The 12225-nt window shown below is 44.0% G+C and carries 12 protein-coding genes; 1 reads left to right on the top strand and 11 read right to left on the bottom strand.

Going from position 1 to position 12225, the window contains the following annotated elements; translation table 11 throughout:
- Window positions 1-151 precede the first annotated feature (151 nt).
- Window positions 152-310: a hypothetical protein gene (locus tag A0128_RS22035; RefSeq protein ID WP_175578016.1), complete on the top strand. Its 159-nt coding sequence runs from the start codon at window positions 152-154 to the stop codon at window positions 308-310.
- Window positions 311-821: 511 nt separating this feature from the next.
- Here the strand turns inward: A0128_RS22035 and A0128_RS06650 are convergent.
- The 11 genes from A0128_RS06650 to A0128_RS06600 form a co-directional block, all read right to left on the bottom strand.
- Window positions 822-2027, bottom strand: coding sequence for a bifunctional 3,4-dihydroxy-2-butanone-4-phosphate synthase/GTP cyclohydrolase II (locus A0128_RS06650; protein WP_069606792.1), 1206 nt, complete (start codon window positions 2025-2027; stop codon window positions 822-824).
- 103 nt (window positions 2028-2130) lie between these two features.
- A complete protein-coding gene (locus tag A0128_RS06645) occupies window positions 2131-2733 on the bottom strand; it encodes a riboflavin synthase (RefSeq protein ID WP_069606791.1) in 603 nt (200 codons plus the stop codon).
- The gene (locus A0128_RS06640; RefSeq protein WP_069606790.1) at window positions 2715-4001 is read right to left on the bottom strand and encodes a bifunctional diaminohydroxyphosphoribosylaminopyrimidine deaminase/5-amino-6-(5-phosphoribosylamino)uracil reductase RibD; all 1287 of its coding nucleotides are present in this window, start codon (window positions 3999-4001) and stop codon (window positions 2715-2717) included. Before A0128_RS06640 ends, A0128_RS06645 begins: the two co-directional genes overlap by 19 nt.
- A complete protein-coding gene (secF, locus tag A0128_RS06635) occupies window positions 4001-4939 on the bottom strand; it encodes a protein translocase subunit SecF (RefSeq protein WP_069606789.1) in 939 nt (312 codons plus the stop codon). Before secF ends, A0128_RS06640 begins: the two co-directional genes overlap by 1 nt.
- Window positions 4940-4941: 2 nt before the next feature.
- Complete coding sequence (gene secD / locus A0128_RS06630) at window positions 4942-6870, bottom strand: protein translocase subunit SecD (RefSeq protein ID WP_069606788.1); 1929 nt, start codon at window positions 6868-6870, stop codon at window positions 4942-4944.
- Between the two features lie 10 nt (window positions 6871-6880).
- Window positions 6881-7663, bottom strand: coding sequence for an SRP-less Sec system protein (locus A0128_RS06625; protein ID WP_069606787.1), 783 nt, complete (start codon window positions 7661-7663; stop codon window positions 6881-6883).
- Complete coding sequence (yajC, locus tag A0128_RS06620) at window positions 7660-7983, bottom strand: preprotein translocase subunit YajC (RefSeq protein ID WP_173662785.1); 324 nt, start codon at window positions 7981-7983, stop codon at window positions 7660-7662. Before yajC ends, A0128_RS06625 begins: the two co-directional genes overlap by 4 nt.
- Window positions 7984-8042: 59 nt before the next feature.
- Complete coding sequence (trpD, locus tag A0128_RS06615) at window positions 8043-9053, bottom strand: anthranilate phosphoribosyltransferase (RefSeq protein ID WP_069606785.1); 1011 nt, start codon at window positions 9051-9053, stop codon at window positions 8043-8045.
- The gene (gene pgsA / locus A0128_RS06610) at window positions 9028-9774 is read right to left on the bottom strand and encodes a CDP-diacylglycerol--glycerol-3-phosphate 3-phosphatidyltransferase (protein ID WP_069606784.1); all 747 of its coding nucleotides are present in this window, start codon (window positions 9772-9774) and stop codon (window positions 9028-9030) included. The genes trpD and pgsA overlap by 26 nt, the downstream gene beginning before the upstream one ends.
- Window positions 9775-11091, bottom strand: a complete 1317-nt coding sequence (gene rimO / locus A0128_RS06605) for a 30S ribosomal protein S12 methylthiotransferase RimO (RefSeq protein ID WP_069606783.1) — start codon at window positions 11089-11091, stop codon at window positions 9775-9777.
- Window positions 11092-11097: 6 nt separating this feature from the next.
- Window positions 11098-12207, bottom strand: a complete 1110-nt coding sequence (locus A0128_RS06600) for a helix-turn-helix domain-containing protein (protein WP_069606782.1) — start codon at window positions 12205-12207, stop codon at window positions 11098-11100.
- Between the last annotated feature and the right edge of the window lie 18 nt (window positions 12208-12225).

Genomic DNA, 12225 nt, shown 5'->3' with positions numbered 1-12225 from the left:
TATAAATTAATTTGATTCGGAAGAATTCCCATCTCCGATTTTGTGGGAACTCATACTCAAAGTCCTGCAAATAAAAGTCCCTTTGTAGAAGGTCTGCAAAGGGACTTTTATTGATTCTATCTTAAGACCCAGTGGTCAAAGAGGGACTTCAATGTCCGAATACAAAAACGCGCTCGTTGGAATCTTAAACGCGTTTTTACAACTGAGTTATTATTTGTTATGGATTCTTCCATTTGCCGCGATCGCAGCCGTTTTAGTATATTATGGAAGTGTTTTGGTTCAGAATTTGAGAAAGAAACTCGGTAAGTAAGTAAGAATTTTCAGAAAACATTGAAGTCGGAAGCTTTTGTCGTAGTTCCGACTTTGTCGTGAAAGTCGCGCGCCCCGCCCTGATTTTGGGTGGAGGGGTGAGGTGGCCGGGAAAAACTCCGCAAATTCCTCTCTATCAGAAAATTCTAATTTAAGCAAGAAGAATCTAAATCTCACAATCCCGTCGGAACTCCGACAGATCTTTGTCGTGAAAGTCGCGCGCCCCGCCCTGAACTTGGGTGGAGGGGTGAGGTGGCGGGAAAAACTCCGCAAATTCCTCTCTATCAGAAAATTCTAATTTAAGCAAGAAGAATCTAAATCACACAATCCCGTCGGAACTCCGACAGATCTTTGTCGTGAAAGTCGCGCGCCCCGCCCTGAACTTGGGTGGAGGGGTGAGGTGGCGGGAAAAACTCCGCAAATTCCTCTCTATCAGAAAATTCTAATTTAAGCAAGAAGAATCTAAATCTCACAGTCTCGTCGGAACTCCGACAAAACTCTTTAAAAAGAGTTCAACCCAATCCTAAGATATGACCGAGTTTTAGTTTTTTGGTCATCAGATAACCGTGGTTATCCGAGCCGGGTTGAATTTCGATCGGGATTCTTTCGACCACTTCGAGACCGTAACCTTCCAGACCCACAATCTTTCTTGGATTGTTGGTAAGAATTTTCATCTTTCCAATTCCGATATCTCTTAGAATCTGAGCTCCAATTCCGTAGTCTCTTAAGTCAGGTGCAAAGCCGAGTTTTTCATTGGCTTCCACCGTATCATATCCTTTATCTTGAATATTATAAGCTTTTAATTTGTTAATCAGACCGATCCCGCGTCCTTCCTGTCTCATATAAAGAAGAACACCTTGACCTTCTTTTGCGATCATCTCCAAAGCCGCGTGAAGCTGAGGCCCGCAGTCGCATCGATTGCTTGAAAAAATATCACCCGTCAAACACTCGCTATGAACGCGAACCATCGCGGTTTCTTCTTTTTTGATCTCGCCCTTGATCAAGGCCACGTGAATCTTATCGTCGATCAGAGTGGAATACGCTCTGATCGTAAATTCACCGTATTCGGTCGGGAGTTTGGATTCCACTTCCAAGCGGATCAGATTCTCTTTCGCCCTTCTGTAGCGGATGAGATCTTCGATTGTATAAATATTGAGTCCGTGTTTTTCCGCAAACTTTTCCAAGTCCGGAAGACGAGCCATGGTTCCGTCGTCGTTCATGATCTCGCAGATCACACCCGCAGGATAAAGATCGGAAAGTTTGGAAAGATCGACCGCGGCTTCCGTATGACCTGCCCTTCTCAAAACCCCGCCCGGAACCGCTTGAAGAGGAAACAAATGTCCCGGTCTCATCAAATCCGCCGAAACGGTTTTTTCATCCAAAAGGGCTTGCACAGTGATCGCACGATCCTGAGCCGAAATCCCAGTCGAAGTCCCGTGTTTAGCGTCCACAGAAACCGTAAACGCGGTTCCGTGTTTATCTCCCAGAGAATAATCATCCACCATACGATTGAGGCCGAGTTTTTTTAGCCTCTCGCCTTCCATCGGCATACAAATCAACCCACGACCATAGGTGGCCATAAAGTTGATCTTTTCCTTATCCGCAAATTCGGCCGCGACAACGAGGTCGCCCTCGTTTTCTCTGTCTTCCGAATCCACAAGAATGATCATTCTTCCGGATTTGATTTCTTCGATTGCGTTCTCAATGGGTTTGATCATAGCTCTTAGTTACCATCTCTTCTATTGGACTGAAATTTGGCTACAGAAACTTAAATCTTTGGAATCAAATCCAACTTTCCCAAGAAATAGTTCGAATTCTAAACTATTTATATTTTAGGAGTTGTTCCAAGTAACGCGCCACCAGATCAATTTCTAAATTCAGAATCGTTCCGGGCTTCCAGGATTTAGCATTTGTTTTTTTGAGAGTTTCCGGGATAAGAATCAAATCAAATTCTTCCGGTCTCGAATCCACGACCGTAAGAGAAATTCCGTCCACGGTGATACTTCCTCTCGGAGCAATGTATTTGGAAAAAGAAGAATCCGTCTGGATCGTATAACAGACAACGCTTCCGCCTTCTCTCTCTTCTTTACTGAGAATGTTTCCGGTCCCATCGATATGTCCGCTCACGAGATGTCCTCCGAGACGAGTCGTCGGTAAAGCGCTTCTTTCTAAATTTACTTCTTCTCCGATCTCGAGCTTTCCAAAGTTTGTAAGCTCGAGAGTTTTGAAACTAGAGTAGAATCGAAAGCGGCTTCCTTGATCGGCAAACTCGGTGACAGTCTGACAACATCCGTTTACGGAAATCGAATCTCCAAGTTTTAAGTCGGGCTGTATCCAAGTTGTTTCTACGAGGAAGTCCCTTCCATCGGAAGTATCTTTGATTTCTAAAATTTTTCCCGTCGTTTCTACAAGTCCCGTAAACATGTGTGAACCTCCCAGATATCTTCTTCCAATTTCGACTTCCAGAGCAAAGTGGAATCGTTCATTCTTAACTTCGGTTTGATTCCTTCTTGAATGGAAGTTGGAGTTTGTATTTTTAAAATTACGTCGTCTGCTTTCATCTTAGATTGAAATTTTTCATAAAGAAGGTTTCCACCTTCCACAAGGAGAATATTGACTCCGATCTCGGAAAGAATTTTTAAGGTTTCTTCCGCGAGCATCATAGTATCCACGAAAAACAATTCCTTCTCGGAAAGAGATCTCAATTCTTCTTTTGTTTCCTCTTTAAGAATCGTGTCTTTTTTGACTAGGAAAACGCATTTTTGCGAACCGAGTCTTTCGTTGATCGCTCTTTGTTTTTCTAAAAATTCTGCAGTCACATTCTTTTCTTCGAATAGAATAAAAACTCGATACGGCTGATATGCGTTTTCAAAGACTCCGTGAATTCTCTGGATATCCGAATCCATTCCCAATTTTAGAATATTCTTAAGTAAGGCGGGAGCTCCGAAAAAATTCTCACGAAACTCCTGAAGTAGAATCCCTTCGGTTTTCGAAAATTCTTTCGTAAGATTTTTTCGAGGCTCCCAAGTTTCCATTTTTGGAAATCGAAAATCCAATCCAGGAATATCGTAAAACAAAGTTCCCGGTCCTACGAGAACCGCGTCGCATTTCGCGCGAAGCAAAGACGTGTAATACGAAGTAAGTTTTCCGGAAAGTTGGGTTCTTCTTTTATCGGAGGATGCATAAAAACCTTCTTTGGAAACTGCCGTTTTAAAAATCATGGAAGGAGTTTGTGTTTCTAAACGAGAAGCAAATCCAAAAAGACTTTCCTTCGCGATCTCTTCCAAGGTCCGATCTTGGACGACTTTGATTCCCTGTCGTAGACATTCTTCCAAACCGTCTTTGGTTTGGACCAACGGATTCGGATCCTTCCATCCGTAATAAAGAGTCTTCGGTCTGTATTCTAAGATTAAGTCGAGACAAGGAGGGGTTTTGCCGTAATGACTACAGGGTTCGAGAGTGACCCAAACGTTATGCGGCGTGTCGGAATATCCGTTCTTTAGAAATTCTGAATATGCGTTTCTTTCGGCGTGTGGTCCGCCAGTTGGAGAGGTTCTTCCTTGTGCGAAGATTTTCGTGTTTTCGACGTTTGTGATAAGACAAGAAACGGGTGGGTTCGGAGAACTTTCACCCGTGGAGAGAAAGGCAAGTTTACGCAATTCCTCCCGAAAAGATTCCGGGAGGAGAGACATCAGGCACGAATCCTTCTTGCAAGGTGGTCGTAGATATCGACCAGAGGAGCCGCGATAAAAATCGAAGAATACGTTCCGATGATGATTCCAAAGGTTAATACATAAGCGAAGTCGAAAAGTTCGGTCGCCCCTCCGATGATGATCGCTACGATCGAAATCAAGGTCGCAAAAGAGGTGTTAAACGTTCTTCCCAAGGTCTGGTTGATAGAAGAGTTGATCGTCTGTCCGAAGGTTTCGTTTAGATTTCCTGCTGCATTCTCGCGAATTCTATCAAAGACCACGATCGTATCGTTGATGGAATAACCGAGTAAGGTCAGAAGCGCCGCGATGATCGGAACGCTCGGTTTGATCTGAAAAAATCCGATAAACGCAATGGTTAGAACTAAGTCGTGGGTAAGAGCGACGATCGCTCCCAGGGCAAACTTAAATTGAAATCGAAAACTGATGTAAGCGAGAATGATCACCATCGTAAGTCCGAGAAGTGTAACTCCGGTCGAAGATAATTCTCCGCCGACAACGGCCCCTACTTGATTGGCGCTTAAGACTTGGCTCTTATTAATTCCGAAGTCCGCGATCAAGATCGAAATCAGAGCGTCGATCGCGGAGATATCTGCCTTGTCTTCCGATTTTACGACGTTCTTCTCTTTGTATTTTTGAAGGATTGCATCCACGGAACCGAGTCCGATATCGATCTGAAAGTGATTCTTCTCTTTATCCAAAAGAAGAAGAACGGTTTCGATCTTGTTGTCGGCAAAGTAGGTTTCCAATTTCTTACGATCCACATTCTTATCAAATTCGATTACGGTTCTGAGTCCGCCGTTGAAGTCGAGAGAGTTCGCAAACCCTCCGTGAACTACAAACGTATAACCGAATCCGAATAGAATCAGAGCGAGAGAAGCACCGATAGAGACGTATTTATATTTTATAAAATCAAACATTCTTAAGACTCCAATTTTTTAAAGCCGATCTGGAGTTTCTGAACTCCCAGCTTATTGACCAAAAGATCCATGATCAGACGACTCAGGAATAAAGAGGTAAAAAGTGAAGTAACGATACCCCAACAAAGCGTGATCGCGAAACCCTTGATCGGTCCGTTTCCGAGACGGATCATGAGAATTCCTGAAATCAAAGTAGTCACGTTACTATCGATGATCGTCCAGAAGGCGTTGTCAAAACCTTGGGCGACCGCGACGGACGCTGACTTACCGGCCATCAATTCTTCTTTGATTCTTTCGTAGATGATCACGTTAGCGTCCACCGCCATACCGACCGTGAGGATAATCCCCGCAAAACCAGGAAGAGTGAGAGTAAATCCCATCAAAGAAAGAAGAGCGCTCAAGATGATGATGTTAGCAAAAAGTGCGATGTTCGCCACAATTCCGGAAAGCCTATAGATCAAGAGCATATAAAGCATCACAAGAATGAATCCGATCCCTACGGCTTTGATACCGACTTCGATTGATTCGATCCCGAGGGTCGGTCCGATAAATCTCATCTCCAAAACTCGAAGAGGAATCGGAAGCGCGCCTTCACTGATCACGTTCGCGAGATCCACTGCTTCTTCTTTTGTAAAAGAGCCGTCGATCTGAGCCATACCGCCCGCGATCGCGCCTCGGATCGTAGGAGCGGAAACTACCTTGTCTCCCCAGACGATCGCGAGGTTTCTTCCCTTGTTCTGAGAAGTGATTTCGAAAAATTTCTCGGCTCCACTGCTCGTAAGAGTAAACGAAACGATATATCCGAAAGAATTATTTTCAAACGCAGGTCTTGCGTCTCTCATATCTCTTCCGTCCAGAGCGATCGCTTTTTCAAGAACGATAAAGTTTCTAGGAAGTTGAGGAGAATTCTGGCTGTTTCCACGTTTCCAATAAGCGAAGATTCTATATTTCTCTTTTGGAATTTTATACTTCTCTTCGAGGGCTTGTAAGAATCGATCCTGTTCCGCTTTTCCGAGCTTTTGTTTTACGAGATTCTGATATTTAACGATATCGGTTTCTTCCCTTTTACCGGCTTCCAGAAGTTTGTTTTCTTCCTGTTGAATGATAGCCGCGTAAGTAGTTCCGTTTCCTGCGGAATTCTCGGGTTCTTCCAGGCGATATTCCACTGTTTCCGTATTCTGAATGATTTCCAGAATCTGAGAAGAGTTAGTCACACCGGGAAGAGAAACTTCGATCGAATCCTGATCTTTTTGAATCCGTACCTGAGGTTCGGTTAAGTTCTGGCTCGTAAGACGATTGTCGATGATGAGTTTTGCTTTTTCGAGTTCTAAAAGTTTGCGACTTGGTGAAAGTTCGAAATAACTTTCGATCTCTTCCAGACGATCCTTTGCTTTTTTCTTTTCCTTCTCGTCGTTGGAAGGATCGGCAACCGTCTTTTTTAAATTTTCAATTTCTTTAATATAACTTTCTCTGAGTTTCGAAGCGTAGTCTTCAAAGTCCCCTTTCATGGCGACCCTCATCCCGCCTTGTAAATCGAGACCGAGTTTGATCGTAAGAGGACGTCCCTTTGCGATCCATTCTTCCACGAGCGTAGGACGAAGTTTGTTTTTTGCCTCGAGAATGAGTTCGGGATTTTCCTGAGAGATCTGGTTGATCTTTGCGGATGTCACAAATCTTCCTTTTACCAAAAGAAAGGATTCGTCTTTCAGATCGGAAGGAGAAGGTGAGATCACCCAATCGGATTGTTTGTATTCCGCATTCCAGCGTTTTTCAAACTTAGATAGGATTTCTTTTTTTTGCTCTTCCGGAATGGACGCAAATTCTTTTCTTACCGCAAGCTCCAACTCTCTCTGAGCGAAGTTGGGATACAGTACAATGGTGGCCGCTAAAATAATGGCGAGCGGCAGGAAAATCCATGTCGCAGATTTCAAAGGGGAACTCCTAGTCTCTTCTCATTTTATTGATCGTCACCGGGGATCTGCGACCGGAACTTCCGCGCGATTTTCCCGCTTTCAATCGATACAAAGCAAATAATAAAATAAATACTACAATGATGATGGGTTTTTTATAATCGGAAATAAATCCCGTAAAGGATCCGGACTTCTGTCCTTCCTGAACCTTTTTTTTCTCTTCTTCTTTTTTCTTATCTTCGCCTAACTTGAGTATGTCGGAAAGACGGGATTGAAAAGAAGGACCTGGTTCGACTTTTTCGGGTTCGGCCACGACAGTAATCCCTGGGAGTCCGTTCGGTTTAATTTTTACTTCTTCGTTCACCCAATACGGTTTTTGTAAATCGCTTGTGTCCACTTTGGAAGCGCTCGCGAGTTGTTGCTCTTCTTCTACGCTGCGAGTGGAAGGATCTTTTGTCTGAGAGTTCGTATTGGAAGAATTGACGGAATTCGAATTCGATCCGTTGTTCTGGGAGTTGTTCCCGGATTTCGAGGGATCTTCAGCGTTTGTGGAAGGCTCCACATTCTTCTTTGTATTTTCCGGATTCTGCGGAGAAGTAGATGATTTTTTAGATTTTTTCTTTTTGGACTTTTTCTTCTCTTTCTTTTTGGAAGATTTCGTAGAGGAAGAAGTCGAGCTAGATGATTTTTTGCTAGCGGTCTTTTTGGGTTCGGCAACCTTTTCCAGGAAGTCGATTTCTTCCCCGTCCTGAGAAAACAAAACCGTATTCCCAAGAAAAAGAAAGAGTAGAATGGAGACCGCCGCTTTTTTCATTTGTCCGCTTGTTTCTTTTTAACTACCGTGCTCGCGGTAAAAGATACGTTTGTGTCTTTTGCTATATTGAGAACCACAACTTCGTCGTTGTCCTTGATCTCTACGACCTTACCGTGAATCCCGGAAGACGTAATTACCTCGTCGCCTTTTTTGAGGCTACCGATCATCTCTTTGCGTTTTTTTTCTTCGCTTCTTTGAGGACGAATCACGAGAAAATACATGATCACGAGCATGATTGGAATCAAGAGTAACGTGGAGAAAGGAGACTTGTCTCCGTCGCCGGCGGCTTGTGCCAATTGAAGTAGTATAATTGAATTCAAAGTCATTTCTAATTCCCTGTTTAGATTGGATAGAGGATTCTAACCAGTATTTTTCTCGTTTACCCTTTGGAAATTAAATCTTCGAAATACTTCTTTGTTTTTCCAGAAAGAATCGCTTCCAGGGCTATTTTGCTTCCTTCTTCGATACTCGGAGCTTTTCCCATTACAAAAAGTCCCGCTCCCGCGTTCAAGGCCACCGCATAGGAACCCGCGATCTCTTCTCCGTTCAAAACCCTTCTCGCAAGAGCTTCGGCGTGATCGGAAGAGGATGCGTAGACTTCTTCTTTCTTTAGTGTCGGCAGTTTTAGGATAGAAGGATCAAAAGAATGACGACTGATGACCCCATTCTCCAGAAAAGAATAGTCAGTGATCGAAAAGATCGAAAATTCATCCAGTCCGTCCCGAGAATGGCAGACCATAGCCCGTTTTAAACCAAGGGCTTGTAAAACCTTGATAAAGAGTTCCATGAGTTCCGGTTCGTAAACCCCGATGATCTGATACTGGGGAGAAAACGGATTGGAAAGCGGACCGATCATATTAAAGACCGTTCGAAAGCCCAATTCTTTGCGAACCGGTCCCGCGTATTTCATAGAAGGATGCCACATCGGTGCAAAGAGAAAGGTGAACCCTTGAGAGATCAGATGCTGTTCCACTTCTTCTTGGGTCTTTTCGGTTTTGTATCCGAGTCTCGTAAGAATATCGCTCGATCCCGTATGAGAAGACACGGATCTGTTTCCGTGTTTGGCGACCTTGATTCCTAAAGAAGCAAGAGTAATCGCGGAAAGGGTGCTGATATTGATCGTCCCCTGTCCGTCTCCTCCGGTTCCACAAGTGTCCAAAAGATCAAAAGGAAATACTGTCTTCGGTCGGAGCGCGTTTTTGCGAAGGGCCAAGGTGCAACCGAGGACTTCGTCGACCGATTCTCCATTGGCTCTCATCGCGCTTAAAAAAGCGGAAAGAAGAATTTCGGAAACTTCTCCTTTCATGACGTGATTTAGAAAAGTCTCGGCTTCTTCGGAAGTGAGGTGTTTTCGATCGATCAGTTTAAGAATTGCTGCTCTTGGTTCCACGTTTCTGAAACATCCTTTTGATATTGGAGGGATAAAGAACTTGGCTGTTGGATACCATATAACGAAGCCCTGAGAATACAGTGATCGCGGTCGTGATGAGCATTCCCCAATAAGGAACAAAGGCTCCGAGACCGAAGATGATATCTCCCAAGGTGGTATTCTTGTTTAAGTTTTGAAAAAAGTAAATCGCATTCCCGGTTGCAATCTCGAATACCGTGAGACCGGAAGCCTTTCCGGAAGCGTAAGCCTCGTTGATCAAAATTCTTTTCTTACTCGATACGAGAATAAAGAATACAAGAATGAGTACGATCGCTCCCATCTGAAAGACGGTCTTTACTTTGCCGAGCATCGTGGTTCGGATCGATTGTCCCTGGCGAATCGCGAGATAACGAAGACAAGTGATGAGCATGTCTCTTCCGATGATCATACAGACCATCCAGAATTCGATCTGTTCCTGCAAAAAGATAAACGTAACAAAACAACCAGTTACGATGATCTTATCCGCGAGCGGATCTAAGAATTTTCCGAACTCGGTTTCCTGATTCCATTTACGAGCGAGATAACCGTCGATGAGATCGGTCAAGGACGCGACGACGAAAAGAATCAGAGCTGCGATATGATATTCCCATTCTTTCTGGAATAAAAACCAGACAAAAAAGGGAACCGCGGCTACGCGGAGCATCGTAAGAATATTAGGAATATTGAAAATAACTTTGTTCATTCAAAAAAACCAGGTTCCGTTCATGTCATATTCGTAAAAAGAATCGATCCTGACTTTTCCAAGAGTTCCCGGAATCAAAGAAGGATCGTCCACATAAACGACCTCGTCCATTTCCGGCGCGTCTTGAAGTCTTCTTACCACAGCTTGACCGTCTTCGATATTGTCGACGATCGCGTCGTAGGTCTGACCGATTCTTGATTCGTGGATCTCTTCCAAGATCGCCAAGTGCGCGTCGCGGATAAGATTGATTCGTTTCGATTTTTCTTTTTCGGATACGGTCTGTTTGACCTCGGCGCCTTTGGTTCCTTCCTGCGGAGAATAAGAAAATAAGTTCACCTTTTCGGGTCTTGTCTCTTCGATAAAACGAAGGATCTGATCCACGTCGTCCGGTTCTTCTCCCGGATAACCGATGATAAACGAAGTGCGAATCTCCAGACCCGGTTTGACTTCTCTCGCGAGTGAAAAAAGATCCTTGAAGTAGGAACTTTCTCCGGCGCGGTTCATGCTCTTTAAAATTTTAGAAGAAACGTGTTGGAGAGGAGATTCAAGATAAGGTGCGATCTTCGGGGTTTGACCCATAAGACGAATGAGTTTTTCAGTCTTCTTATCCGGATACAAATACAACAATCTTAGAATCTTGAGCGCTTCGATTTCGGAAACTTTACGAACCATATCCAGAAGAACTTCCGAATCCCTTCCGTAATAAACCGTGTCTTGGGAAACAAGACAGATCTCTTTGGCTCCCGCGCGAATCGCACGATCCGCGTCGCGGACGATATCTTCCACCGGAGATTCTTTAAACTTCCCGCGAAAAGAAGGAATGATACAAAAAGAACATCCTCGGTTGCAACCGTCTGAAACTTTTACATACGCGTACGGTTTGGAATAGTTTTCGATACCCGCGGAAAGTTTGAGTCTTTCTAATATGTCTTCGTTGAATTCTAATTTTGGAGGAGAAAGATCGGGGAACTTTTCTCTGAGAAGTTTTCCCGCTTGGTTGTATTTTCCCGTTCCAAAAAAGAGATCCACTTCCGGAATTTCGGCGCTGATATTATCCGGATAACGTTCCGCAAAACAACCCACTACTACGAGTTTTTGATGATTTTGTTTTTTTACCTGAGCCGCGGAAAGAATCGTTTGAATCGTTTCTTCGGTCGCGGACTGAATGAAGGTGCAGGTATTGATAAAATGAAAATCAGATTCTTCCGGAAGTGTAGCGGGAACAAATCCCTCTTCCAGAAGAGAATGATGCATGCTCATGGAGTCCGCCGTGTTCTTCGGACACCCTAGTGTGGTGATGAAGAATTTCTTTTCCAAGAAATTCTATTCTCCCAACTCCCTGATGACGGATTGTGTACTATCATAAGGGTTTTGCGTTTTGACAAAGATCTTCTTTACGAGTTTTCCGGGACGTCCCAATGTGATCTTAGGTTTTCCGTTCTGGATCATTTCCACCGCGGAACCGTCTCCCACTTTGAGTTCGAGACGATCCTTTGCTTCGAGGCTTCGGTTTTCTCCGGCCTGCACAAGACCTCTAAAACCCATCTGTCCGTCGATGATGAATTCGGCGTAACTGGCTTTGCTAAAGAAAAGAGTCACTTGGATTGGAACGTCGCCTAATGTCTTTGTGGTGTCGACTGCGCTTTCCGGTTTTTGCTCCTCTTCACTGAGCGTTACAAGAACCTTAGCCGAGTTTTCAGTCACGGCTTGCGCGATGATTCTTACGTTGCGTCTCAGGCTTGAGATTTCGGGAATCGTATAACTCAGAACTTTTTCCTGTCCTTCGCTCAGACGGAATTTATATACGGTGAGTTCCGGATAGACATTAAAAGCAAGAACCGCGGTGTTTACAGCCCCGCCCTTTTCTACGGAATCGATGAAGAGCTTACACTGTTGGTTGCTTACGGAAAAACTTACTCCCTTGTCCGGTGTAAGAATAAAAGATTCACTTCTATTGTCCGGGATTGATCTGGAGGAGAAGTCGATGTTTTCGGGGATGTCCAGTTTTTTACCGGATTCTTCCACCGCGTCGTCGCCGGAAGAAGAATCGGTTGCTACGTCGATGATGATATAAGCGCAGATTAGAATGACAAGAACCGCCGCGATCGTAAAGATCTTATTCTTATCCACGTTGATTTTAGAATAATAAGAAGTTGTGGGACGTGTGAGTTCTTCGAGAGGAGCCTGAGACTCTTCGATTTTTTCACCACGATACAAGTTGATCAACTGTCCCGTGTCTAGTTTGAGATAACTTCCGTAGTTTTTTAAAAATCCCATGGTGAAGGTTTCACCCGGAAATTGGGAATAGTCCTCTGTTTCCAGTGCGAGGATATATTTCACCGAAATGTTTGTTTCTTTCGCTACGTCTTTTACGCTTAGCTTTTTTTCTTCTCTCGCTTCGCGGAGAATTTGTCCTACTCTTTTCTGATTCAATGTTTTCGCTCCTTTCTC

Source organism: Leptospira tipperaryensis (assembly GCF_001729245.1).
Classification (GTDB): domain Bacteria; phylum Spirochaetota; class Leptospiria; order Leptospirales; family Leptospiraceae; genus Leptospira; species Leptospira tipperaryensis.
The sequence above is the reverse complement of the archived record's forward strand: the minus strand, read 5'-3'. Positions and strand labels throughout refer to the sequence as shown.

Excerpts from the sequence above, each read along its gene's own strand:
- A0128_RS06645 (WP_069606791.1), bottom strand. The coding sequence starts at position 2,733 with ATGTTTACGGGACTTGTAGAAACGACGGGAAAAATTTTAGAAATCAAA.
- secF (WP_069606789.1), bottom strand. The coding sequence starts at position 4,939 with ATGTTTGATTTTATAAAATATAAATACGTCTCTATCGGTGCTTCTCTC.
- A0128_RS22035 (WP_175578016.1), top strand. The coding sequence starts at position 152 with ATGTCCGAATACAAAAACGCGCTCGTTGGAATCTTAAACGCGTTTTTA.
- A0128_RS06640 (WP_069606790.1), bottom strand. The coding sequence starts at position 4,001 with ATGTCTCTCCTCCCGGAATCTTTTCGGGAGGAATTGCGTAAACTTGCC.
- A0128_RS06625 (WP_069606787.1), bottom strand. The coding sequence starts at position 7,663 with ATGAAAAAAGCGGCGGTCTCCATTCTACTCTTTCTTTTTCTTGGGAAT.
- pgsA (WP_069606784.1), bottom strand. The coding sequence starts at position 9,774 with ATGAACAAAGTTATTTTCAATATTCCTAATATTCTTACGATGCTCCGC.
- A0128_RS06650 (WP_069606792.1), bottom strand. The coding sequence starts at position 2,027 with ATGATCAAACCCATTGAGAACGCAATCGAAGAAATCAAATCCGGAAGA.